26 protein-coding genes and 2 tRNA genes are annotated in these 22,007 nt (G+C 40.2%); 10 read left to right on the top strand and 18 right to left on the bottom strand.

Annotated elements, in window-relative coordinates; translation table 11 throughout:
• Window positions 1–158: 158 nt before the first annotated feature.
• A complete protein-coding gene (gene katG / locus EZ444_RS08710; RefSeq protein ID WP_131608350.1) occupies window positions 159–2,435 on the top strand; it encodes a catalase/peroxidase HPI in 2,277 nt (758 codons plus the stop codon).
• A gap of 62 nt (window positions 2,436–2,497) precedes the next feature.
• Here the strand turns inward: katG and EZ444_RS08715 are convergent, their stop codons facing one another.
• The 7 genes from EZ444_RS08715 to EZ444_RS08745 form a co-directional block, all read right to left on the bottom strand.
• A complete protein-coding gene (locus EZ444_RS08715; RefSeq protein WP_131608351.1) occupies window positions 2,498–2,749 on the bottom strand; it encodes a helix-turn-helix domain-containing protein in 252 nt (83 codons plus the stop codon).
• A gap of 115 nt (window positions 2,750–2,864) precedes the next feature.
• Window positions 2,865–3,971 carry a hypothetical protein gene (locus EZ444_RS08720; protein WP_131608352.1) on the bottom strand — a complete coding sequence of 369 codons (1,107 nt, stop codon included), beginning with the start codon at window positions 3,969–3,971 and terminating at the stop codon, window positions 2,865–2,867.
• 4 nt (window positions 3,972–3,975) lie between these two features.
• Window positions 3,976–5,076 carry an SPFH domain-containing protein gene (locus EZ444_RS08725; protein WP_131608353.1) on the bottom strand — a complete coding sequence of 367 codons (1,101 nt, stop codon included), beginning with the start codon at window positions 5,074–5,076 and terminating at the stop codon, window positions 3,976–3,978.
• Between the two features lie 280 nt (window positions 5,077–5,356).
• On the bottom strand, window positions 5,357–5,863 hold the full coding sequence (locus tag EZ444_RS08730; protein ID WP_205945236.1) for a cupin domain-containing protein: 507 nt from the start codon (window positions 5,861–5,863) through the stop codon (window positions 5,357–5,359).
• 199 nt (window positions 5,864–6,062) lie between these two features.
• Window positions 6,063–6,479, bottom strand: a complete 417-nt coding sequence (locus EZ444_RS08735) for a hypothetical protein (RefSeq protein ID WP_225874678.1) — start codon at window positions 6,477–6,479, stop codon at window positions 6,063–6,065.
• A gap of 74 nt (window positions 6,480–6,553) precedes the next feature.
• Window positions 6,554–6,772 (bottom strand): hypothetical protein, encoded by a 219-nt coding sequence (locus EZ444_RS08740; protein WP_131608355.1) that lies wholly within the window; start codon window positions 6,770–6,772, stop codon window positions 6,554–6,556.
• Window positions 6,773–6,840: 68 nt separating this feature from the next.
• Window positions 6,841–6,913 (bottom strand) — tRNA-Lys (locus EZ444_RS08745).
• A 207-nt stretch (window positions 6,914–7,120) separates the two neighbouring features.
• Here EZ444_RS08745 and EZ444_RS08750 point away from each other — a divergent pair.
• Window positions 7,121–7,567: a protein-disulfide reductase DsbD domain-containing protein gene (locus EZ444_RS08750; protein WP_131608356.1), complete on the top strand. Its 447-nt coding sequence runs from the start codon at window positions 7,121–7,123 to the stop codon at window positions 7,565–7,567.
• Window positions 7,568–7,640: 73 nt separating this feature from the next.
• On the opposite strand, the gene EZ444_RS08755 is transcribed toward EZ444_RS08750, so the two are convergent.
• Window positions 7,641–8,330 carry a PRC-barrel domain-containing protein gene (locus EZ444_RS08755; protein WP_131608357.1) on the bottom strand — a complete coding sequence of 230 codons (690 nt, stop codon included), beginning with the start codon at window positions 8,328–8,330 and terminating at the stop codon, window positions 7,641–7,643.
• A 70-nt stretch (window positions 8,331–8,400) separates the two neighbouring features.
• Here EZ444_RS08755 and EZ444_RS27175 point away from each other — a divergent pair, with 70 nt between their 5' ends.
• Window positions 8,401–8,574: a hypothetical protein gene (locus tag EZ444_RS27175; protein WP_165503566.1), complete on the top strand. Its 174-nt coding sequence runs from the start codon at window positions 8,401–8,403 to the stop codon at window positions 8,572–8,574.
• Here the strand turns inward: EZ444_RS27175 and EZ444_RS08760 are convergent.
• Window positions 8,564–9,130 carry a DUF4142 domain-containing protein gene (locus tag EZ444_RS08760; protein ID WP_131608358.1) on the bottom strand — a complete coding sequence of 189 codons (567 nt, stop codon included), beginning with the start codon at window positions 9,128–9,130 and terminating at the stop codon, window positions 8,564–8,566. The two genes, EZ444_RS27175 and EZ444_RS08760, sit on opposite strands and share 11 nt — an antisense overlap.
• Window positions 9,131–9,197: 67 nt before the next feature.
• Here EZ444_RS08760 and EZ444_RS08765 point away from each other — a divergent pair, with 67 nt between their 5' ends.
• Window positions 9,198–9,398: a dodecin family protein gene (locus tag EZ444_RS08765; RefSeq protein WP_131608359.1), complete on the top strand. Its 201-nt coding sequence runs from the start codon at window positions 9,198–9,200 to the stop codon at window positions 9,396–9,398.
• Window positions 9,399–9,510: 112 nt separating this feature from the next.
• On the top strand, window positions 9,511–9,945 hold the full coding sequence (locus EZ444_RS08770) for an immunity 22 family protein (protein WP_131608360.1): 435 nt from the start codon (window positions 9,511–9,513) through the stop codon (window positions 9,943–9,945).
• 97 nt (window positions 9,946–10,042) lie between these two features.
• Here EZ444_RS08770 and EZ444_RS08775 read toward each other — a convergent pair whose 3' ends face one another.
• Window positions 10,043–10,816 carry a hypothetical protein gene (locus EZ444_RS08775; protein WP_131608361.1) on the bottom strand — a complete coding sequence of 258 codons (774 nt, stop codon included), beginning with the start codon at window positions 10,814–10,816 and terminating at the stop codon, window positions 10,043–10,045.
• A 72-nt stretch (window positions 10,817–10,888) separates the two neighbouring features.
• On the opposite strand from EZ444_RS08775, the gene EZ444_RS08780 reads away from it, so the two are divergent.
• Window positions 10,889–11,962, top strand: a complete 1,074-nt coding sequence (locus EZ444_RS08780; protein ID WP_131608362.1) for an RHS repeat domain-containing protein — start codon at window positions 10,889–10,891, stop codon at window positions 11,960–11,962.
• A 29-nt stretch (window positions 11,963–11,991) separates the two neighbouring features.
• Here the strand turns inward: EZ444_RS08780 and EZ444_RS08785 are convergent, their stop codons facing one another.
• Together EZ444_RS08785 and EZ444_RS08790 are read right to left on the bottom strand one after the other, a co-directional pair.
• Window positions 11,992–12,387, bottom strand: coding sequence for a hypothetical protein (locus EZ444_RS08785; RefSeq protein ID WP_131608363.1), 396 nt, complete (start codon window positions 12,385–12,387; stop codon window positions 11,992–11,994).
• A 185-nt stretch (window positions 12,388–12,572) separates the two neighbouring features.
• Window positions 12,573–12,645: transfer RNA gene (locus tag EZ444_RS08790), tRNA-Lys, on the bottom strand.
• Window positions 12,646–12,894: 249 nt separating this feature from the next.
• Between EZ444_RS08790 and EZ444_RS27595 the strand changes: the two genes are divergently transcribed.
• Window positions 12,895–13,428 (top strand): alpha/beta fold hydrolase, encoded by a 534-nt coding sequence (locus EZ444_RS27595; RefSeq protein WP_225874679.1) that lies wholly within the window; start codon window positions 12,895–12,897, stop codon window positions 13,426–13,428.
• Window positions 13,429–13,443: 15 nt separating this feature from the next.
• Window positions 13,444–13,794, top strand: a complete 351-nt coding sequence (locus tag EZ444_RS27600; RefSeq protein WP_225874680.1) for an alpha/beta fold hydrolase — start codon at window positions 13,444–13,446, stop codon at window positions 13,792–13,794.
• Window positions 13,795–13,800: 6 nt separating this feature from the next.
• Here the strand turns inward: EZ444_RS27600 and EZ444_RS08800 are convergent, their stop codons facing one another.
• From EZ444_RS08800 to EZ444_RS08820, 5 genes are all read right to left on the bottom strand, one after another.
• Complete coding sequence (locus EZ444_RS08800; protein WP_131608364.1) at window positions 13,801–14,301, bottom strand: ClbS/DfsB family four-helix bundle protein; 501 nt, start codon at window positions 14,299–14,301, stop codon at window positions 13,801–13,803.
• Window positions 14,302–14,429: 128 nt separating this feature from the next.
• Complete coding sequence (locus tag EZ444_RS08805) at window positions 14,430–15,431, bottom strand: aldo/keto reductase (RefSeq protein ID WP_131608365.1); 1,002 nt, start codon at window positions 15,429–15,431, stop codon at window positions 14,430–14,432.
• A gap of 89 nt (window positions 15,432–15,520) precedes the next feature.
• The gene (locus tag EZ444_RS08810) at window positions 15,521–16,417 is read right to left on the bottom strand and encodes a helix-turn-helix domain-containing protein (protein ID WP_131608366.1); all 897 of its coding nucleotides are present in this window, start codon (window positions 16,415–16,417) and stop codon (window positions 15,521–15,523) included.
• 67 nt (window positions 16,418–16,484) lie between these two features.
• Window positions 16,485–18,512 (bottom strand): DUF1800 domain-containing protein, encoded by a 2,028-nt coding sequence (locus tag EZ444_RS08815; RefSeq protein WP_131608367.1) that lies wholly within the window; start codon window positions 18,510–18,512, stop codon window positions 16,485–16,487.
• 2 nt (window positions 18,513–18,514) lie between these two features.
• Window positions 18,515–18,895 carry a VOC family protein gene (locus EZ444_RS08820; protein WP_131608368.1) on the bottom strand — a complete coding sequence of 127 codons (381 nt, stop codon included), beginning with the start codon at window positions 18,893–18,895 and terminating at the stop codon, window positions 18,515–18,517.
• 263 nt (window positions 18,896–19,158) lie between these two features.
• On the opposite strand from EZ444_RS08820, the gene EZ444_RS08825 reads away from it, so the two are divergent.
• On the top strand, window positions 19,159–20,220 hold the full coding sequence (locus tag EZ444_RS08825; protein ID WP_131608369.1) for a sensor histidine kinase: 1,062 nt from the start codon (window positions 19,159–19,161) through the stop codon (window positions 20,218–20,220).
• A complete protein-coding gene (locus EZ444_RS08830) occupies window positions 20,217–20,972 on the top strand; it encodes a LytR/AlgR family response regulator transcription factor (RefSeq protein ID WP_205945237.1) in 756 nt (251 codons plus the stop codon). Before EZ444_RS08825 ends, EZ444_RS08830 begins: the two co-directional genes overlap by 4 nt.
• Here the strand turns inward: EZ444_RS08830 and EZ444_RS08835 are convergent.
• On the bottom strand, window positions 20,969–21,883 hold the full coding sequence (locus tag EZ444_RS08835; RefSeq protein WP_131608370.1) for a DUF6268 family outer membrane beta-barrel protein: 915 nt from the start codon (window positions 21,881–21,883) through the stop codon (window positions 20,969–20,971). The two genes, EZ444_RS08830 and EZ444_RS08835, sit on opposite strands and share 4 nt — an antisense overlap.
• Between the last annotated feature and the right edge of the window lie 124 nt (window positions 21,884–22,007).

Raw genomic sequence — 22,007 nt, forward strand, 5'->3', positions numbered from 1 at the left:
TCTGGGCAATCGTACCAGCAGTGAAAATTGAAAAGTTTATAGATTTTAACTATCCACCATAGAATTAATTGATTGTGATTATAACATCCAATACCTTAAATTTATAATACTTTTCAATTATCGAAGTATAAAAACGTTCAATACATAATATCTAAAATATGGAAAAAGAATCAAATGACATCAGTAAATGCCCCTTTCATAACGGCAGCATGAAACATAATGTTGGCGGTGGAGGCACCCGGAACAGCGAATGGTGGCCCAACCAGTTAAAACTGAATATTCTTCGCCAACACTCCTCTTTATCCAATCCAATGGGCGAAGATTTTAGTTATGCCGAAGCATTTAAAAGCCTCGACCTGGAGGCCGTAAAAAAAGACCTTCACGCGCTCATGACCGACTCGCAGGACTGGTGGCCCGCAGATTTTGGTCATTATGGTGGTTTATTTATACGGATGGCATGGCATAGCGCCGGGACTTATCGTGTAGGTGATGGTCATGGTGGTGCCGGCGCAGGTCTACAACGTTTTGCTCCGCTTAACAGCTGGCCGGATAATGTAAGTCTGGATAAAGCTCGCAGATTGCTTTGGCCGATTAAACAAAAATATGGACGTAATATTTCATGGGCCGATCTGATGATTCTTACAGGGAACATCGCATTGGAATCAATGGGGTTTAAAACCTTTGGTTTTGGTGGTGGACGTGAAGATGTATGGGAGGCGGATGAATCGGTTTATTGGGGTGCTGAAAAGACCTGGCTGGGTGGCGATCTGCGTTATGCACATGGTTCAGCAGGCGTAGAAGAAGGCCATGGTGTATTGGTCTCAGATGACAATGCCGATGGTGATATCCATTCCCGGAATCTGGAGAAACCGCTTGCGGCCGTGCAAATGGGCTTAATTTACGTGAATCCGGAAGGTCCGGACGGTAATCCAGATCCTATTGCTGCTGCCAAAGACATTCGCGATACATTCGGCCGTATGGCTATGGACGACGAGGAAACGGTTGCCTTAATCGCCGGTGGCCATAGCTTCGGTAAAACCCATGGTGCAGCCTCTGCTGAGCATGTGGGTAAGGAACCGGAAGCAGTGGACGTTGAAATGCAAGGTTTAGGTTGGAGCAATAGCTATGGTTCTGGTAAAGGTCCACATGCAATTACCAGCGGACTGGAAGTGATCTGGACAAAAACACCAACTCAATGGAGCCATAACTTTTTTGAGAACTTGTTTGGCTTTGAATGGGAATTATCTAAAAGTCCAGCTGGTGCCCACCAATGGGTAGCGAAAGATGCAGAAGCTTTTATTCCCGATGCATTTGATAGTTCAAAACAACATCGTCCAACCATGCTGACTACAGATCTTGCTTTAAGATTTGATCCAGCATATGAAAAAATATCTAGGCGCTTTTTTGAAAATCCTGACGCGTTCGCGGATGCTTTTGCACGTGCATGGTATAAATTAACACACAGAGACATGGGACCACGTGAACGTTATCTTGGCCCTGATGTTCCACAAGAAGAGTTGCTATGGCAAGACCCTATTCCTGCTGTAGACCATGTGCTTATTGATGAAAGCGACATTGCAGCATTGAAAACAAAAGTATTAGTTTCGGGCTTAAGTATATCTGAACTGGTTTCTACAGCGTGGGCTTCGGCTTCTACCTTCCGTGGCACAGACAAACGTGGTGGTGCTAATGGCGCACGTATTCGCCTTGCTCCCCAAAAATACTGGCAGGTAAACAATACATCGCAATTGCAGAAGGTGTTAGATGTACTAGAAGGCATTCAAAAGGAATTTAACGCTGCACAGGCAAATGGCAAAAAAGTTTCGATTGCAGATTTGATTGTACTGGCCGGTTGCGCGGGTATTGAAAAAGCAGCTTCGGATGCAGGACAAGCGACTAAGGTTTCTTTTACACCTGGTCGTATGGATGCCTCACAAGAACAAACAGACGTGGAATCATTTGGCTACCTGGAGCCTGTTGCCGATGGTTTCCGTAACTATCGCAAATCGAAAATCCCGGTTTCCACCGAAGAGCTGCTGATTGATAAAGCACATTTGCTTACCCTCACTGCACCTGAGTTAACGGTATTATTGGGGGGCTTGCGTTCACTGAACATTAATTCTGATGGATCTAAACACGGGGTGTTCAGCTCCCGTCCAGGTCAGCTTAGCAATGATTTCTTTGTAAACCTGCTTGATATGAACATCGTTTGGAAAGCCACATCAGTAGATAAAGAAATTTACGAAGGTTCTGACCGTGATACCGGCGAAATAAAATGGACAGGTACTCGTGCCGACCTTGTTTTTGGTTCAAATGCAGAACTCAGAGCGATTGCTGAAGTGTATGGAAGCGCTGATGGTCAAGCCAAATTTACAAATGACTTTGTAGCCGCCTGGACTAAAGTGATGAATCTGGATAGATTTGATTTAAAGTAAATATTGAATTTATGCCCTTTGGGCATAAAAAAGCCGAACCTAAAAAGTTCGGCTTTTTTATGCTAATAATCTGCGAGTGTAGCAGAAATTTCCTTTAAAGTCTTTATACTGAAAGGATGCCTGCCAATAAGCCATCTTTTGATTTCATCTGCATTGATATCCAGGGAGACCGCAAGATCATTTTCTGAAAGGCCTTTATCGGCTAAAGTTTTTTCTGCTTTACTGGCCATATCCAGATTAAGCTGTGTTAACTCCTCTATAGCAGGATTTCCGCTTTCTTCCAGCCAGATGGATACAAAATCATTCTCTTCCATTTTATATTTTTCGTAATTATCTAAAGTAATTAGGGCCTTTGACGCCGTTTGTTCATTTGGGCGGCAAATCTAATGATTACTTCTATAATTACAAATTCGGATTAAAGATAGGCCATCATTGACAATACGAAACTCCAACCGCAATTAAAACTAACACCATTAATACAAAAAGAATAATCTTGATCGCACTTAAAGGGCGCTCTCCAATCACCTCACCGGTACTGGCATTAACAGTAAACTGATAGATTTTCTTGTTGTAAGAATAAGCACTGGCCCACACTGGCAGCATGATATATTTTATTGCCTTGTTGAGGTAATCAGTTTCGATACTGCCAATTTCCTGTTCGTCTCCGCCAATATCATTTTCTATTTCAGATTTAATTTCATCCTTAGTCTGTTCAACTGCCCTCGACAAGCCCTGCTGAGGGTCAATTTGATAGGTTTCAGAGCGAAAACCGCTCATATAACGTTCATCGAACTTAACCAACAGTGTAAAATTCCAGGGGGCTAGTTCATCTAATGTTTGATCGGGAAGAGAGTTACTAGCAGGTACAATAAGGTCACGAAAGCTGCATTTTACCCTGCCCGATACCGACGACCATCGGGTATGCCGCACTTCCCTTGTCCTGTTTTCTTCTTTGCCATTAACGGTAACAGTATAGTTTTCTGTTGTGTAATAATAGTCCCCACGCTTTCCATTATAATCGGTAACTGTATCCGTATCGTAAGTCCAGTGTGGTAAGTAGATTCCCTGAAGGACTGAGGAACTACAGTTTGCCTTTTTTGCCAAGTCATTTGGCGCCCACCAAAGCCTTTTGAACCATTTCTGGAAGTAATCAATAGCCTGTTCCCTGTTAATTTCGAATGGTAAAATATAATGTGGCGGCAGATATTGCTGCCCATCTTGCGGACTCAATACCAATGGTCCTGTGCAAAACGAGCATTTATCTGATGTGGTAAAAGAGCTTAGTATAACTTGTGAACCGCAATTACTACAATTAACGACTTTCAGATCGTCATTCTTTTTGTTCTGATTGATGCGACTTATAAAACGATCGTAATCAACAGATTTGATTAATGTCTCCGTTTGATCAATTTCTATGCTATCGCCACAATGATCGCATTCAAGGTTCCTGGTGCCTGGTGTAAAATACAGCAATGCACCACAGCCATCACATTTTAGAGAAAGATTAAGGGTACTGGGAAGAATCGTATTGTTCATTAAATTAAGCTAGTGGTGGTGGTTCATGATCAAACAGCTCAGTCACCGCCCCTGCCGGAGCCCATGCTGCCATTCCCTTTTTCCAAACCTGGGTTTCTTTATTGATCACATTAGAGGCAATCAAAGTTTTAATTGCAGCAAGGCTGTGAGGGCCATCGGCCTTTCCTTCCTTTGCGTAATGATATTCCACCGCATTTAGCGATGGCGGTATATCCGTGCCTTTTACATTGGGATCAAACTGGTTTTGCTGAAAGATATTGCCAACTTGCCCCATCATAGCTGCACCAACGCCAAGTCCCATACCTGCCGCACCAAGGTTGCCCCCGATGGAGTTTTCCGCAGATTTTTCAATAGCATTCGCTGCCTGAAACTGAGCGTAGGCACCTAAGTTTCCTATGATGCCCATCTGACTGCGCTTATCGAGTGCCTGTTCTACTTCAGGTGGTAAGGATACATTTTCAACAAGTAATTTATTGAGGTTAAGTCCAAGTTCGGCAAAATCAGGTTGTATGCTTTGCGTAATCAGCAGGCCCATTTCATTGTAATTGGCTGCAAGATCAAGCACCGGTATTTTGGATTCGGCTACTGTATCCATGGCACGGGAGACTACGGTATTGCGCAGCTGCTCATTAATGTCTTCTGTACTAAAATTAGGATTGGTTGCGGCGATTTGAGTGAGAAAAGTTTTGGCATCAAGCACTTTAAACGTAAATGAACCAAAAGCACGCAGACGAATAGGGCCGAATTCTGCGTCACGTACCATCACAGGGTTTTTTGTCCCCCATTTTTGATTTACAAAAAGACGCATGCTGACAAAATAAACATCTGCCTGAAACGGGCTGTTGAAGCCATATTTCCAACTCATGAGGGTAGTCATAATCGGGATGTTCTGCGTACTGAGCTCGTACATACCTGGAGTGAATACATCCGCTATTCGACCTTCGTTCATGAAAATGGCAACCTGCGATTCACGCACGGTGAGTTTAGCTCCCATTTTTATCGCGTTGTCATTACGCGGAAATTTCCAAACTAAAGTATCCTGGCTAGGGTCTACCCACTCAATAACATCTATAAACTCGCCTAATAATTTGCTGAATAATCCCATAGGGTGATAAATTGTGATTTTTTGATAAATATAGTTTTATTCCGCAACATTTGTAATTGATCCATTGATGCGTGATTTCTTGAATATTTTAGGACGATACATGTATAGAAGAAAAGCCTGTAATCAATTGATTACAGGCTTTTATAAGTCTACTATTTTCTGTGATCCCGATGGGATTCACACCTGGTGCGAAAACCGTGGGTTAATCATTATCTGGAAGGTTTTGGATTTGGTACTCACCGAATCACTCAGTTTTTAATTGTATGTTTTAGCTGTAAATTCATTGTTTTATACGACTATTTGTTTTTGTATTACTGGGGTCATCCGAAGGATTTATATAGCTAATTCCTAGTGGACCGTAAGCGCTAACTTGTGTTTCATAACCTCCAGATTTAGCCCAATGAAAATGAGGTGTATTAGCAGGAAGTACTAACACGCTTCCCGGTGGATATGCTTTTAATTTTGCAGGATCGTACTTTTCTCCAATGCCTATATAAAATATGCCACTAATTACAGTGTATACTCTAGTTTCGGGATGTTTATGAGGCATTAACACCACATTGGAAGGAAGTCTTACCCTCACCACGTAGGGGCCTTCCGTCTTTGGATCGCCTATCAAAACGGCAAGGCGAGCTTCTGGAGGAAATGCAGGAAATGCCGACCATTTGATGTCTTCTGCATAAATATCACCCAGTTTGTCATTCGGTAAACTCTGCGCCTTGGTAGACTGAGCTCCTAGCAATACTAGACTACATAATAGAAATCTGATGTAATTTGTCTTTTTCATAATAATTTAATCAATCTAATGCATCTCCTGCAAATCAGGAAGCACAAAGTACCGAAGTATATTACAATCTATAGTGTGACCTACATCACATTTACAATAAGTTCTTAATTACAAAAATCTCCAACCGACTGTTCAAACAGAAAATATATCAGCGATATTATAGATAATACAACTGCAAGAATAACTGAAAATGTTCTCATTAACACTTCGAATTATCTCTTAATTCTTTGATCTTTTCTAACTCAATAACATCTATTTGGTCTTTGGGCCTATTAACAGCTTTTTTATTCGCTATCAATTGATTGATGTGTAAAAAAGGAACTTTTACATCTTCAAGAATGGCAATAGAAGCAAGTTCATAGCAATCTAAAAAAGATAGATTCTCTAATCCCTTCATGCTCGTCATGATATCAAGTTCAATTCCATTGTCTACATAAAAACTAGTCCATCCTGGTACAAATTCCATTGTTTCAAATGAAGGAAAATCACCATATCCCAATTCATTAAAAGCAGTTCTTAAACCTCTCCTATTTTCTAAGGTATCAAGTAACCAAATGTCCAGATCGTCAGTACTTCTGTTAAAACCATGAAACCTAGTCGCAAATCCTCCAACCATAATATATTTTACATTATGCTTACTTAAGGAACGCCAAAATTGAATTAGTGCATCATCTAAGACATCCATAATAACTATTTATGAATAACTACCGCTTTATTGAACATGCTGTTCGTTCTTAACATTTTAGTAAAAAGTTTCAGTTTATCCATATCAGAACGAAAAACATCTCTTCGTAAACGCTCGTCATCGGACAATTTTGTGATGTATACTTCCGAAGGTTCATTAACCATATTTTCAGGCTCTTTTTTCATATCGTCCTCCATAGATTCTACTCGCAATTTACTCATCATCTTTGGATTTTCACAATCTTTATTTGAGTATAAATGCAAAAAGCCTCACATTTCTGTGAGGCTTTCAGTGATCCCGCTGGGATTCGAACCCAGGACCACTACATTAAAAGTGTAATGCTCTACCAGCTGAGCTACGGAATCATTTCCTTGTTTGAAGGAGTGCAAAAGTATAAAAATAATGCTTATTTCAATCCTTAACAAGGATTTAATTTCAACTTAACACATAAATATCTCTTAAAATACTGATTTATAGATTGAAAATTTAATCCTTGTAAGTAAAAATAACTGCTTTAAATGCCTAATTTTAAAAGTATAATATTTTCTTAACCTTTATATACGACTAACACAATGAAAAAACTCTTAATTTTTATTGCCTTATGCCTAGTTGGCGAACTCGCTAGTGCACAAATTTTAAATCCTGTTAAATGGAGTTATGCGGCCAAGCGCTTAAATTCAAAAGAAGCCATAGTTTATCTAAAAGCAACAATCGACAATGGCTGGCACATCTATTCACAAAATATCGCAGGCGATGGCCCGACCAAAACAGCTTTTTCTTTCCACCCTTCAAAGGACTATGTACTAAATGGTAAGACAATTGAACCTAAACCTATAAGTCATTTTGACAAAATGTTTAATATGAAGATCGGGTACTTTGAAAAGGCTGTAATTTTTCAGCAGAAGATTAATATAAAGTCAAAAGGAAAAATAGCTGTTAAAGGCAAGTTGGAGTTTGGAACATGCGACGACACGCAGTGCTTGCCTCCTCAAGAAATTGAGTTTAGTGTAGGCGTTTAACCAACTACGTTAATAAATCCCTGCAAGTCAAATGATTTGTAGGGATTTATTGATTTTAAACTATAACAATTATTTAGGTTAACAGTTCTGGACTGTTCTTTACGGCTTCCTTGGAAACATTCACGTTTACGGATGAGCTTCCCCAACTTAACTCTGTTATCCATGTTGGTGAGACCAGTACTTTTTTACCCGGGAACCAATGACCTGTATCCACCACCAGAGCGGAAATCTTCCAGTTCTCATCCACCATAAGATCCGACACCTCTCCTATTTCTCCATCTGTAGCATGAATACGGTATCCTTTTATTTCACTCATACTACGTAGATGTGGATCACTGGATTCTTTTTCGTGGCGCAGTAGCGCAATGGCCTCCTCGAAGGGCAGTCTGGACTCCATCATACCCAGCATGCCCATGCCGCCATAAAAACCTATACTGTTGACATTGCCATATGGCCATTGATAATGATTGTACAAAGTAAGTTCCTGCTGTCGAGATACCGGCATTTCAGTGTCAATATCCGGGCTGTGTTTAACCTGATCCTTTGTCAAGTTAACTGGAAATGACTCATTTTCCCAGTCCGGCTCCTTTAAAGCTGCTGGCGAGATCAAAACCTTACGTTCCAGTAGCCAGCCACCTGTTTTTACGATCAGGTAACGTATCGTCCAGGTTTCATCGTCAAAATAAAACTCATCAACCTTTCCAATTTCCCCGTCAGTTGCCGCCATGGCGAAACCGATCATACTTTTTATATTGCGTTGCATAATACAAGTATTTCTGCTTAAACAATTCTACTATTGATTTGTTTACTTCATAATAGAAAGGAGATGTTTGATGAAGAGAAAAAGAAGTTTTATTATCTCTGGAGTTCTGGTTGTCCTTGCAGGTTTCTTAGTTGATTATGCATGGGGTACGGAAGAAAACTCTTTAAGCGTAGCCTTAATGGTTTTGGCCACTGTACTTTTTTTGACAGGCGCAATCATTTTCGTGTTGAATTTTAAAGAGTAAGGCCACTGCGGACTTTTACCGCGTTTTCTCTGTGAATCTCCAAAACGGGTAAAAACTTACGAGCAAAGTTACTGACTGCTGTGTCTGGACTATTTTTGGCCCCACCAAAAAGTTCAATATCCTTATTGTAGTCCTCGATCATCATTTTCATATATAACTTTTCAAAATAAATGGTTTTCATATTGCTCATTTCCTGCACTTGCTTCAAATCATTTTTAGACAAGGAAATAGGCAGTTTCAGCCCATTAGCTATTGCTAATACTTTTAATGCATCATTCATTTTTTTATGATCTCGAACAACAAGGTATCCAAAGCTTTTTACACCAGAATTTTCGGCCTTCTCAACAGCAAGTTTCCCTAATGTAACTTTAAGCATCTCCCTCGAGGCTACCGTTTCAATAAATATGGCAGTTTGTATCTCGTTTTCTAGTTTCTGCCTACCATCTATTCTCGATGTATCAACTACATTAGTTCCAGCGCGCTGATCTTTCTGCTGGCAGCTTTCAAAAACGACTACACAAAGGATAAATACCAACGATAAAATACTGTTCTTCATTATGTTGAAACAAAACCCGCTCGCATTGGTTTAAAATTTTAACCTTTTAATCTAAAAAACTAATATCATGAGCATTGTAAAAGTAATTGAAGTCATTTCCTCATCAGAAAGCGGATTCGAAGATGCAGTAAGAAATGCAGTAACAGAAGTATCTAAGACTATAAAAAACATCGACTCCGTCTATGTCAAAGATTTTAAAGTGCATCTTAAAAACAACCAGATTACATCTTATGGTGTCATTTGCAAGGTATCTTTCCGTGTAGAATAATTTAATCGCCTCATAGTCAAGGAAAACACAATTCCCTTGACTATGGATATTTACCCCTCCAGCAGTTAATAAGTTAGTATCTTTAACCCCTACTAAAAGTATAAGAAATAAAATGGCAGAGCAACGCATCCATATTTGGGCAGGAACAACAAATAAAACAGAAGATCAATTTTATAAGTATTTTGACCAAAGCAAGTTCATCAAAGATAACCACAGCTTCAATACGGATGAAAGCTATGCGAGAAACACCCCAGACTTCAATCTCCGCTCCCAATTCGGTAAAGCAATTGACAAACAATACGATTATGATGCAAACTGGATCACAATTTTCTACAGCCGAAAAAGAATCAGCATACAGGCAGCCATCGAAGAATTACCAATCTGGAATGATCAAGCTGAAGTAGACATCTACCAGGCATGTGTTAGCAAAGGAATTTCAACTGCAAATGTCATACTTTGTTATGCCGACGACGAGCTTAGCCTAGACAACCCACTCGAAAATTATAACGACATGATCTATGTTGGCAGCTTTAAGGTCCCAAGTTAACTGACCTCGATAATTTGAGTACCTGGGCTGGCTACTTTTGCTTATCCGAAATCCAGCCCTGGTCAGTTCAGGTAAAATGTGACAAGTAGGTGGATTCCTATTCTTTTGTAACGACTACACTTGCCACAGATTGCCAGTTCCTGATCACCTGATCATAAAATGGTTCATCTGCAGATCCTCCTTTGAAAATGTAAAAGGTTTTTTTGCCATCTTTATAATTGCTTTTAGCTGCTTCCATTTGTCCAGCAGAGATTCCCGTTAACACTTTATTCAAGTCAAAACTGAAAGTAGCCTTATAGTTGTCAGAAGGGTCAATTACGATTTCGTTCACTGAAAGATTTGCCTCAAAAGGAAGCGAGCTTCCGACTATTACACTGTCTATACCACCATGAATGTTTTTAAATGTACCCTTGAAATAAAATGCATAATAATTAAATGCCAATCCGGGAATCAGCGACTTCCGACATTGTAGTTTAACGGCCACGTCTTTATAAGAACCAGAAGGTAATTTAAATACACCTGCCAGCGCATCCTGACTAAAAATATTCAAATTCTTTTCGACCGTTATTGTCGTATCAAGCAAACTGTTACTTTTTCCGACAAAGGAAATCTTTTCTACATAAACAGTTGCCGAAGACCATGCTACATTTACCGTAGTTGTAGTGTCAACTACACTCAAAACCCCGGTTTTAATACCATTACTTGAAAGTTTTCTGACATTAGAGCTTGAAGTGTTTGCAAAATAGGAAATGTTGCCAAAACCAGTTTTTTCTTGTTCAGAATCGTTATCCTTCTTACAGGATAAAGCGGCTGTACCGATAAGGAGTAATAAACTAATGGAACGGGTTGCGAATAGCGAGCGAGATTTCATAGATGAGAGTTAAAGTATTTGATCTAAATGTATATAGAATTTTTCAAATAGAGAAACTAACCTAATCCAATCATGAAATTTACCTATTTTTATCCCATGAAAATTTTAACGCTTTTCCTGACCTCCCTATTTATTCAACTTGCCGCGTTTGCGCAAACTGACCTCGATATTAAAATTGAGCAACAACCCTTTGACTTTTCAGTTTTTTTTATAAAACAGAACGGACATCAGATAAAAAAACAAATTGTGCTGATCAATAGACCAGGCTATAATAAGGCCGACACTTCTACTATAGAAGACTATGATTATCAGGGGGATATGACGCTTAGGATTCTATTTTCGGGTGGTCAGCGATCCAGCAGAACTACCTTTAAGACCAGTAAAGAAAAAAAAGTTAGCAATTGGCGATCAGATAACATCCCCGAGAGGCGCGTTTCCCTAAACGCGACCACTTTTCTTACGAATGGTAAACCTTCCTGGTTCATAAATACAGATGTAAATGCTAAAGGAGATACAGTATTGCGCTCGCTGGTAAAATTTAATTATGACAATAATCAACAGCTTTTAGAGCGAACTGAACAATTAAATGGTCAAATCAGTTTAAAGCGAAAGTACACCTATGAAAATGGTAATCTGAAAAACTTCGAAACAAAGGTAGCCGGGTCGTCGGGAGTAATCAGGCACGAATACCTATACAATGAAGAAAAACTCCCTGTTAAAAAAACAGAGGTCCATACAGGCCCAATGGGATCCGCCACTTTTCGAACAACGAACTATACTTACCAGAATAAACGTATGGCAATTGAGCGTTATTCGAATATAGATGGGGACAAGAAAGATGTTGAGATAAAGTACGTTTATGACCCGAAAGGAAGAATAAGCGGGTTCCGTGCCACGCGGGACACATTATTTCGCGATGTCATTTTCGAATACGTAGGGGATCGACTAAAGCAGATCAAGTCGAAAGGAAATACTACTATTGAATTTGGTCGCGAACTTCGGATCATCGCTCCTTATACCGGTAAACATGAGCTATTTACTTACAGCCGCGAGTTTGAGTATGATAAAAAAGACAATTTGATTCGCGATACTCAGTTCTTGAACGGGAATAAGATCATGCAGATGGACTACCAGCTTATATATTGACTGGAGATTTAAACCTCCAGAATTTTTATTTACTCCACTTCTATTTCTTCTTGGACTTCTTCACTTCTGTTCAGTATCAACAGATCAAAAATACCCAACAACACTATCCATATCACGAAGGGACCCGCAAGCGAAATGAGTCTACTATCGTGGGTTACTACAATAACGATAATCACAAAAGCAAGAACTAAAGAAGCCACCCCTACGATGTATTTTGTGACAGTGCTGACAAGTGCATTCCTAAATTCATTAACCGTATTATATATCATGAGGCCCAAATAACCGATAATAGACAAATTAATAAATACATCTAGGGTTTCTAGTCCTTTGCCAAACATTCTGCCCGAATCCAGTAGTGCGCCGGCAATGAAAATAATACGTGTGATCAACCAGAAATAATAGGTTTGATGATAAAAGCGTTTCATAAAATGTGATTTCGAATAAAAATATAATTTTTTTTTGATTATCACATTTTCTACAATCGAAACTATAATTTCGGTATGCCATCCAAGTACTATAGACGTGCAAGTTTTGCCTCTCCCCCGTAAAAGTAAAAAGGCCATTAATCATACGATTAATAGCCTTTTGTACATTTTGATTTTGAATCTTGTGATCCCTCTGGGATTCGAACCCAGGACCACTACATTAAAAGTGTAATGCTCTACCAGCTGAGCTAAGGAATCATTTCCTTGTTTGAAGGAGTGCAAAAGTATAAAATTTATGATGATTTCATACCTTAAAGAAGGCTTAATTTCACTTTAATTCGGTCATTCCATTTAAACTGCTGATTTATAGAATGAAAGATTTTAGTTCTAAAAATAATTGCGCAATTAAATAGTTGCACATATATTTGCAATCATATGATTGCGTAATGTAAAGATGCGTAAAGGTATCCTAATGAAATGCAGTTGATTAAACCTAAAACCAATAAAATGAAAAGGACAATCGTATACCCTATTTTAGCGTTTCTAATATTATCATCCTGCAACAATGTAAACCAATCAAAAGGAAACAATAATCAAGCTATGGCAACTGCAAATGACACCTTGATCGCCAAAAATGGCTATTCAGAAGTCAATGGAATTAAAATGTATTATGAAATTTATGGACAAGGTGAGCCACTTGTTTTGCTTCACGGTGGCGGCTCTACCATTCAAACAACATTTGGAAGAGTCATTCCAATGCTTGCTAAACACAGAAAAGTAATAGCTGTTGAGTTGCAAGCTCATGGGAGAACTAACGATAGGGCACAGGATGCGACATTTGAGCAAGACGCAGATGATGTTGCGAGACTTTTAAAGCATTTGAACATTGATAAAGCAGATTTTTTTGGTTTCAGTAACGGTGGAACAACTTGTGTTCAAATTGCCATTCGTCACCCTGAAATTGTCAATAAAATAATTTTAGGGTCTGCACTTTGCAAACGCAATGGCATGCCTTTTCAGTTTTGGGACTTTATGAAATAAGCAAAGTTATCTAATATGCCTGAAGAGCTAAAAGAAGCTTATTTACAAGTTTCGCCAAACCCAGCCGGCTTGCAGGCGATGCACGATAAGGACGCAAAAAGGATGGTTAATTTTAAAGATATACCAGACGAACAGATCAAATCCATAAAAGCCCCTACCCTAATCATTATAGCCGACCAAGATGTTGTACAACCCGAGCACGCTATCGAAATGCATAGACAAATTGCTAACTCGGAATTGGCAATAATCCCAGGTGTACACGGTGAGTATATTGAGGAAATAACTACATTAAAATCTAATTCTAAAGAAGCACACTTTGTTATTCCTATGCTTGAAAGTTTCCTAGACAAAGGAAGAACAAAATAGCTTTTTCTACAGCTTCCTCCATTTTCGTATTCTTCCCCTCGCGTTGTTATATGGTGAGGAAGTGTTAAACTGTATCATCCTTCCTCTTGTCCATTTGTCATACCAAGCAACTTCATAAAGTTCATTATTTGTTGTCTTATCTATGATTGACAAAATATCCTTTACAGTCTGGTCTAACTTTTCAAGCAGAACAGCGTAATCATCATCCTCATAATCGTTATAAAATTTTTGGGCAAGCTTACCGAGTTCATTCCATTTATATCCAGTATCCGGAAAATCCACATCTTCATTATTATCCCTCATTCGATTCCATTTCAGGACCAATTGTCCCCAACCGATCAGGTAAGCAACAAGATTATTAACACTCATTAATGTGCCTTTTGAATGTCCTTCCAGATTTTTACCCAGCGTCAATTCATGTGGGATCTCTGATAATTCTTTTTTAAGCTTTCCATAATTGGTATGAATTGCCTGCTGTAATTCTTCTTTGTTTGTCGGAACAGCCATTTATACTACTTTAAATCTGATTAACAAATTTAACTATTTTCGTTTGACAGAATTACAGGAAATTTTATCCAGAATTTCAGGTGCAATTCTGCCCAGGCCGTAGCATGAGCAGAATTACGTTCCTCAGATCAGTGGTTGACCATCTTCATTGCTCCTTCGCTGTAGCGCTCGCCAACTATAGGATATCGCTTGATCAACTCATTAACCGATGTAAGATCGGCAGCTGTCAGGTTAACTTCGATTGCAGCTACATTCTCTTCCAGATAGTTTCTTTTCTTGGTACCTGGGATAGGTATAATGTCCTCGCCCTGCGCCAATACCCATGCCAGGGCAAGCTGAGCTGGTGTGCAACCTATTGTGGCTGCCAAGGCAGCAAACCCTGTTATAAGCTTGCTATTGTTAGCGATATTTTCCTGCTGGTAACGAGGCAAGGTTCTTCTGAAATCGTCGCTGGCAAACGTATCCACATTAAGCGTATTGGTAACCAGACCCCTCGCCAAAGGAGAATAAGGCACAAGTGAAATGCCAAGCTCACGCGTGGTCTGTAACATCTCGTTTTCTACGTCCCTTGTAAGTAGTGAGTACTCACTCTGCAGCGCAGCAATCGGATGCACGGCATGCGCCTTCCGTAAAGAAGCAGCAGAAGCCTCACTAAGTCCAAGGTAGCGCACCTTTCCCTCTTTTACCAGATTGGCCATTGCACCAACGGTTTCCTCGATCGGGATATTGGGGTCAACCCGATGGGCATAGTAAAGGTCAATGGTGTCGATCTTCAGGCGCTTCAAGCTCTGTTCGACCGCAATCTTAATCCAGGCAGGAGAACCATCAAAGTAGGTTCCTGTAGCACTACTGGGGCCGGCAATGCCATCCTTAAAACGGAATCCGAATTTCGTTGCGATGAATATCTTATCACGGTTTGGTACGAGTACCTTGGAAATAAGTTCTTCATTGGCACCGTTGCCGTACATGTCTGCCGTGTCCCAAAAGTTGATGCCGAGGTCGAGGGCTTTCTCCAGTGTAGCCAGACTTTCTTTGTCATCTGTAGGGCCATAGGCGAAGCTCATGCCCATGCAGCCCAAGCCAAGCGCAGATAGCTGCTCCTCTGTTGTTCCGAGTTTTCTGTATTTCATTGTTATCAAATTTTGTTCCCACAAAGGTAGAATGGCAGCAGAATTCCGACTTATAACCATCAAACAGATTGTTATAATATTCAAACAAACTATCGCAACTGTGTGGGTGCCAAACCGGCGTGTTTTTTAAAGAAAATAGTAAAATAGGAAGGGTATTCAAAGCCCAGGCTGTAGGCAATATCAGCTATGTTCCAGTCGGTATGTTGCAATAAGGCCTTAGCCTCTTTAGTGATTCGGGCAGCGATATGAGCGGTTGTGGTCTTACCGGTCACTTCCTTTACCGAGCGGTTGAGATGATTGATGTGTACGGATAAAGCAGTGGCATAATCTGCGGGATTTTTCAATTTAAGTATGAGTGCAGGGGAATCAATGGGAAACTGCCTTTCCAGTAATTCAAGAAATAAAGCGGAAACCCTGGAAGAGGCTTTGGCATAGGTATGAAAATTTGTGGCTGGATTATTTTTCATAGCCTCATGAATAAGCAGGTGCAGATAACTGCGCAGTACATCGTATTTATGTGGATAGGTTGAACACATCTCCGACTGCATCTTCAGGAATATAGTCGAAAGTTCGTTCAATTGAGCTTCATCCGGAAAGAATATCGGATTACAGCCGATCTTAAACAAAGGTGAATCCCGAAGGTTGTTGACCCGCTCGCTATGCTGGATAAAATCTTCGGTGAAAAGGCAATACCAGCCCGACTGCTGATCGGACTCTGCCTCCCAGGAATAAGGCACTACAGGATTGGAAAAGAGCAGTGCCGGTCGATCAATCTGTATCCACTTGTCTGCATAATAAATCTTGCCCTTACCAATGATCAAGGAAACCTTGTAAAAATCCCGACGGCTGTACGGACTAACCACAGCGCAGCTTTCTCTGGTGAAAACATTAATATGCCCAATGCCCGCATTATTGAGCGGAACATCTGTTGGCGCATGGCTTGGCAGCCTGTTATAAAAATCACTAACGCTCTCCGCTTGTTTCATTCTGTAAATTTATAAAAATCAAACAAATTTGCATTCGAACCCAGGACCAAAAAAAATCATAAAATTATTAGCGTTGTTGAAATTCAGGAGAGCCAATGATGATACCTGCCGCCAATGCTTGCATCGCAGTGCGCTTAGTTCGGAACATTTCATAATTTTTTTTCTGTTTCTCCACTGTTTCTGCAACTTTAGACTTGCTGTCTGATGTAGCACTCATAAACATCATATCACCTGATGCCCCCACTTCTGGCTTTTCCGATACCGCTGTCGACACTGTTTTATCCTGTCGAACGATATTATTTGCTTTAACCAGGAAGCTCGGATCATTTAATAGATCAACCAGTTTTTTATTCGTTTGATCTAACTTTTTCTCAGGCAATAACAACTTACTATAGGTGTTAATAATAGCTTCTGCATTTTCCTGAGCTTGTTGTTTCGCAGTAATTTTATTGAGATTCACTTTAACTCCAGAGACTTGCCCGGAAGCTAAGGCCAAACTGAAATCCATCCTGTTTAGCAGTGAACCCGTATTGATCCAGTATTTACCACGATCAGGAAAACCTGTTGGCGCCTGATAATAGTAAATCTTTTGTCCCATCCTGGAAATCCAGCTAAATAGCGGATAAGGATCTTTAACATCAGCGTTTAAACCACGCACCGAACTTATCGCAAGTTCAAAAGGTGATTTTGTTTTGCTAAACAGGGTCTTTTTATCCCAGAACTCGCGGGAAGTTACCAATGTGATCAATACTTGCTTCATATCGCCATCATGATCAGTAAATGACTTCGCCATTCTATCAATGAGGCTTTGCACCGGGGCATCGCTAACAAAACGGACAGCGAGCTTACGCGAAATGAATTTCGCCGTAGCGGGCTGATGTGCTAGCATATCCAATAGTGTCACTCCCTCCTGATAAGCCGCTGCAGGATCAGAGCCGGCCGGAAAACGATGACCTAGCACCACTTTTTCACCTTGGTCATGGCGATTTGGTGTAAATAGGAAGTCGCCTTCACGAACATAACCTTTCTGTGCCAGGTTATTTTCACCAATCTTAGCAACTAAGCCTTTCATCGCACTTCCATATGCATTGTCACTAATCGGGTAAACGGTCCAGCCAGTCAGTACACGGGCTGCCTGGGTCACATCCTGTTGCGTATAGCCTCCCTCTACCCCAAGGGTATGTAGTTCCATCACTTCACGAGCGTAGTTTTCATTCAAACCATTTACATTCGCAGGCTTGGTAAGGGTTTTTACTTTATTGGGCACAGTAGTATCATTATTACCTCCCATCATCATCATATCGGCACCTTCATTGGCAGCAACTGGTTTGGCCTTAGGCTTAGGTAGATTTGTTGCTGGTGGTCCAACACTGGTAAAGTTATCCAGGTAATACAACATTGCTGGCGACTGTGCAGAGGCCAAAAGCAATTGACCAAATTTACCCAAAACATTGGGTCGAATCACATCTCTTTCATACGCGGGAATGAATTGGGCGCATTCCCCTTTAAAAAAGGAAACATTAAAATGGTTAAACCAGAAGTCGGTCATCACCTCCTGTAATTGGTTTCGCGTATAGGCCGCCCGAAGTATTTTCTGATTAATAAACTGTTTATAAAGATCCTGATCGGACTTAAAGCCTTTCTTATCCATATACGCCCGCAACTGCAAGTTGAATGCTTTTTTGTCTACTGCTTTATTTACCGAATCCTTACTGATTACAGAATCTTTGATCGCCATCGACCGGATTACAAATCCGGGTGGATACTGACTACATACCTCCGCATTACTCAGTTTAAGGCCGTCATATACGCTCAAGCGTTTGTTTAAAGAATCATCTGGCAAATCCGCATTGAGCTGCTGGTTGAACCAATTCTCCAACCCTATTTTCATAACGGAGTCAACTTGTCCAGGCGTTGCACCATAAGAAAATCTGCTCAACAAATGTTCGGCAGCCTGCCGTTCCGTTAGACCTGCCCGTTTATAGGGGAATTTATATATGCTAACAGATCCTGGATTGATCAGGAAGGAAGATAAAAGATATAAACTCCCTGTCAGCAGGGTAAAAAAACAGCAAATCTTCAGTATTTTTTTCATTTTTAAATTGTTTCTACTATCGAAAGAATATTACCTGCTGGATCTTTAAACCAAGCAATGACAGGTCCCTGGCCGCGAAGAATTCCTTTCTCATCCGTTTTAAGATGCTCATCATCATAGTGTTCAAAATGAACACCTTTTTCTTCGAGTTCTGTAACTGCATTTTCTACATATTGAACAGGGAAATTGAGTACAGTGAATGTTGCAGCCTGATGGTTGGGCTTAGGGTAAACCATTACCGGAGATGATCCATCAATATGCAGTTCCAAAATTCCCATTGGATTGTCTTTAACTTCGAGTCCAAGTATTGATCCGTAAAATTTTTTTGCTTTTTCCAGATTATCCACTGAAAATGAACTGAATGCTTTTGATTTCTTAAACATAGCTTGTTGTTTTAATCTTAAATACTACAAGTCAGGACGCATAAAGTTTTAAATCCCCCCTTAAGCTTAAATAGATTTTATCTTAAGGAAGTAAAAAGCCATTTGTCAATACAAACCTGCAATTGGTCAAATCATTTTGAGTCGCACTTGCGAATTCCCTACTTTTGTGGAAAAAAAAACCAAATACTTTTACCTTCTATTTCAAACTGTCCGAACGGAACGGCTCTCTATGAACTGTTGTCTTTCGGACTTCTATCTTATATATGAAAAAGACTCTACTCAATAAACACTGGCTTTTTATCTGCTTTTACTGGTTACTCCTGGGTATATCCATTTGGGCGCAAATGATAAAAGATTTTCAGCTTGTACCCGCAATTTTGCAGTCGCTCGCATTTGTAACAGCAGCCATTGTTGTGGCCCATACAGTTAGTGACGTTATACTTCCAAATGCCCTCGTTAATGGAAAAATGAAGTTATTTGTAGGCCAAAGCCTTTTAATGACTTTGCTTTTAGCTTTTGTCTTAACAGTCATCCCATTGTGGTTTTATAAACATTATGTAATGGGGACTGCTTTCGATACTCCCGAAAGAATGGAAGCCTATGGTGAATCCCTACTCAGGTTTTACAGCAACCTTCCCTCTGCAATTCTAATCAATGCTACAGCCTGCGGTCTGCGATTTTACCAGGAACATAGCCTCATGGAGAAAAATCATGAGGAATTACTAAAGGTACATCTGGAAGCACAACTCAGGATTTTACAGGACCAGATCAATCCGCATCTGATGTTTAACGTACTGAATCACATTCATATCCTTATGCAGAAAGACATTGACCGCGCTTCTGTATTATTAATCCGTTTTTCAGATATTCTCCGGTATCAGTTGTATGAGTGCAACCGTGAATTTGTGACATTGGAAAAGGAACTGAAATACTTGAAAGATTTGGTTGCAATAGAACAAATCAGATGGGCAGATGAACTTGAAGTGAAATATAGCTGGACCATTCAGAATGGCAAAAGTGAAATTTCTCCATTATTGCTGGTACCCTTCATAGAAAATGCATTTAAACATGTATCCCGTTTACCTACAGAAAAGGGCTATGTACATTTGATATTAAAACAATCAGGCGACATGCTGGAACTGAACGTTGAAAATTCCAATTCGGCACAACAGCCACGCAAACAAGACAGTGGAGGATTAGGCTTAACCAACGTTCAAAAAAGACTGGAAATTCTATACCCGGACAAACACGAACTAAATATTGAAAAAACAGAATCAAGCTATAAGGTACATTTGCGCTTAGAATTAAATCCATCAAACTCATGACCACGACACTCAACTCAAACTCTTTACAGACTGAACCTGCAATGCAGTGCCTGGTTATCGATGATGAGCCCCTGGCGAGGGCCGGAATTATTGATTTCATTGAAAAGTTAGACTTTCTAACTGTTGCAGGCTCTTGTTCTTCGGCGATGGAGGCTTCTGAATACATAAGAAAAGGGAATATCGACCTTCTTTTTCTGGACATCAATATGCCTTATTTATCCGGACTCGATTTTTTAGAATCACTAGAACATCCCCCACTTACCATCCTAACTACCGCTTATTCGGAACACGCGTTAGAAGGCTTCCGACTTCAGATTGTAGATTATTTATTAAAACCAATCCCCTTTAAGCGCTTTTACCAGGCCGCTTTAAAGGCCCGGCAGATGCATATGATGAGCTTAAGCCCGCGACATCCGCAACCTGTAGATACATTTTTATACGTTAGACAGGGTGATAGCTTCCGAAAGATATCCTGGGTTGACATCTTATATATTGAAGGTATGCAGAATTATGCCAAGCTCCATTTTAAAGATCAGGAACTGGTGATTCACCAAACGATGATATCCCTGGAAGAAACACTTCCAAGGGATAACTTCTTTAGAATTCATAAATCTTATCTAATCAACATTGCTCATATTGACCAGGTATCGGGAGGTCGGATTTTCATCAATGGACAGGAACTTCCAATTTCCAGAACCCGCAGAGAGGATTTATTAAAAGAGGTGGTTTACAATAAACTTTTAAGCCGCTAGCGCTTGGAAAAATTCCATGACAATCCCGCGGATCCATAAAACGTAGTCGTAAAACGGGGATCCGCTTCATCCTTCATCTTAAAGAAATCCTTCAATCTTCTACTGGTCAAACTAAAAGAGCGGGCAAGTGATGTACCAGCAGTCAACTGAATAGACAGTGATTTACTCAATTTAATTTCAGGACGTAAACCAGCAACAACCTGTTGGTAGCCTAAAAGCATTGAAGTATTATTTCGGTTTACTTCGGCAGTCATACCACTCAGTTCCACAACAGTTTTAAGTTCTACCGCATCGCTCAATTTTGCACCAAATTCGATTCCATTCGGGAAATTGATTTGTAGTTTGTACCGCCCCTGGGTAGACCAGTTAAAATATAAACCCGGCATAACCATGGGAACACCAAAGGCATTGGTTAATACAGGCCCCACCCCTAGCGCCAGTCTTGGATTGAAATGTTTAATAAACAAAACACCCCCTTGGGCAAGTAGGTCTTTAGATGAAATTTCTTCCATGTCAGTATAAACCCCTACTGAAGCCATCGCCATGATTGACCAGGTTTTACTAATGTGCCTGGAATGGATTAAACCAATCTGCGCATTGAGCATTTCTGTAGGGAATAATGGTTCCTCATAGTTTCGGTTAGTCATTTTAGCATATGACCCCTCTACTCCAACAGCCCAAATTTTTGGTCGCCCAAGTTCATCTAATGTTGTTGAAATGGGAATGCTAAAAGCAGCCTGAATCCGCTTAAAGTCGCTGGTAGATCCAGTTTTAAGGCTGTCTATCGGTCTTACATAATTGGAGAAAGGAACATATTCGGCCTTAATTTTCCCCGAGAATCCACTCTGCGCAAATAAAGATGAACCGAAAGCTATACCAGCTATGGTAAGAGAATAACGTAATGTTTTCATATTTTGTATCTGATCTTATTGTATATCAGACACGAAGAACGGAAGCAGCCCTTAAAGGAGAAAAGATTATTGACGAGTGGTTACCTGAGTATGACCAAATGCAGGTTTTTCTACATTTTCCTCC

Source organism: Pedobacter hiemivivus (genome assembly GCF_004331685.1).
Classification (GTDB): Bacteria; Bacteroidota; Bacteroidia; order Sphingobacteriales; family Sphingobacteriaceae; genus Pedobacter; species Pedobacter hiemivivus.

What these genes read in the sequence shown, in the direction of transcription:
- EZ444_RS08720 (WP_131608352.1), bottom strand. Translation starts at nt 3,971, where the DNA reads ATGAACAATACGATTCTTCCCAGTACCCTTAATCTTTCTCTAAAATGT.
- EZ444_RS08780 (WP_131608362.1), top strand. Translation starts at nt 10,889, where the DNA reads ATGAAATTTACCTATTTTTATCCCATGAAAATTTTAACGCTTTTCCTG.
- EZ444_RS08735 (WP_225874678.1), bottom strand. Translation starts at nt 6,479, where the DNA reads ATGGTTGGAGGATTTGCGACTAGGTTTCATGGTTTTAACAGAAGTACT.
- EZ444_RS08725 (WP_131608353.1), bottom strand. Translation starts at nt 5,076, where the DNA reads ATGGGATTATTCAGCAAATTATTAGGCGAGTTTATAGATGTTATTGAG.
- EZ444_RS08800 (WP_131608364.1), bottom strand. Translation starts at nt 14,301, where the DNA reads ATGGCTGTTCCGACAAACAAAGAAGAATTACAGCAGGCAATTCATACC.
- EZ444_RS08805 (WP_131608365.1), bottom strand. Translation starts at nt 15,431, where the DNA reads ATGAAATACAGAAAACTCGGAACAACAGAGGAGCAGCTATCTGCGCTT.
- EZ444_RS08830 (WP_205945237.1), top strand. Translation starts at nt 20,217, where the DNA reads ATGACCACGACACTCAACTCAAACTCTTTACAGACTGAACCTGCAATG.
- EZ444_RS08765 (WP_131608359.1), top strand. Translation starts at nt 9,198, where the DNA reads ATGAGCATTGTAAAAGTAATTGAAGTCATTTCCTCATCAGAAAGCGGA.
- EZ444_RS27595 (WP_225874679.1), top strand. Translation starts at nt 12,895, where the DNA reads ATGAAAAGGACAATCGTATACCCTATTTTAGCGTTTCTAATATTATCA.
- katG (WP_131608350.1), top strand. Translation starts at nt 159, where the DNA reads ATGGAAAAAGAATCAAATGACATCAGTAAATGCCCCTTTCATAACGGC.
- EZ444_RS08775 (WP_131608361.1), bottom strand. Translation starts at nt 10,816, where the DNA reads ATGAAATCTCGCTCGCTATTCGCAACCCGTTCCATTAGTTTATTACTC.
- EZ444_RS08755 (WP_131608357.1), bottom strand. Translation starts at nt 8,330, where the DNA reads ATGCAACGCAATATAAAAAGTATGATCGGTTTCGCCATGGCGGCAACT.
- EZ444_RS27600 (WP_225874680.1), top strand. Translation starts at nt 13,444, where the DNA reads ATGCCTGAAGAGCTAAAAGAAGCTTATTTACAAGTTTCGCCAAACCCA.
- EZ444_RS08740 (WP_131608355.1), bottom strand. Translation starts at nt 6,772, where the DNA reads ATGATGAGTAAATTGCGAGTAGAATCTATGGAGGACGATATGAAAAAA.
- EZ444_RS08820 (WP_131608368.1), bottom strand. Translation starts at nt 18,895, where the DNA reads ATGTTTAAGAAATCAAAAGCATTCAGTTCATTTTCAGTGGATAATCTG.
- EZ444_RS08810 (WP_131608366.1), bottom strand. Translation starts at nt 16,417, where the DNA reads ATGAAACAAGCGGAGAGCGTTAGTGATTTTTATAACAGGCTGCCAAGC.
- EZ444_RS08770 (WP_131608360.1), top strand. Translation starts at nt 9,511, where the DNA reads ATGGCAGAGCAACGCATCCATATTTGGGCAGGAACAACAAATAAAACA.
- EZ444_RS08715 (WP_131608351.1), bottom strand. Translation starts at nt 2,749, where the DNA reads ATGGAAGAGAATGATTTTGTATCCATCTGGCTGGAAGAAAGCGGAAAT.
- EZ444_RS08760 (WP_131608358.1), bottom strand. Translation starts at nt 9,130, where the DNA reads ATGAAGAACAGTATTTTATCGTTGGTATTTATCCTTTGTGTAGTCGTT.
- EZ444_RS08815 (WP_131608367.1), bottom strand. Translation starts at nt 18,512, where the DNA reads ATGAAAAAAATACTGAAGATTTGCTGTTTTTTTACCCTGCTGACAGGG.
- EZ444_RS08750 (WP_131608356.1), top strand. Translation starts at nt 7,121, where the DNA reads ATGAAAAAACTCTTAATTTTTATTGCCTTATGCCTAGTTGGCGAACTC.
- EZ444_RS08730 (WP_205945236.1), bottom strand. Translation starts at nt 5,863, where the DNA reads ATGAAAAAGACAAATTACATCAGATTTCTATTATGTAGTCTAGTATTG.
- EZ444_RS08825 (WP_131608369.1), top strand. Translation starts at nt 19,159, where the DNA reads ATGAAAAAGACTCTACTCAATAAACACTGGCTTTTTATCTGCTTTTAC.
- EZ444_RS08835 (WP_131608370.1), bottom strand. Translation starts at nt 21,883, where the DNA reads ATGAAAACATTACGTTATTCTCTTACCATAGCTGGTATAGCTTTCGGT.
- EZ444_RS27175 (WP_165503566.1), top strand. Translation starts at nt 8,401, where the DNA reads ATGAAGAGAAAAAGAAGTTTTATTATCTCTGGAGTTCTGGTTGTCCTT.
- EZ444_RS08785 (WP_131608363.1), bottom strand. Translation starts at nt 12,387, where the DNA reads ATGAAACGCTTTTATCATCAAACCTATTATTTCTGGTTGATCACACGT.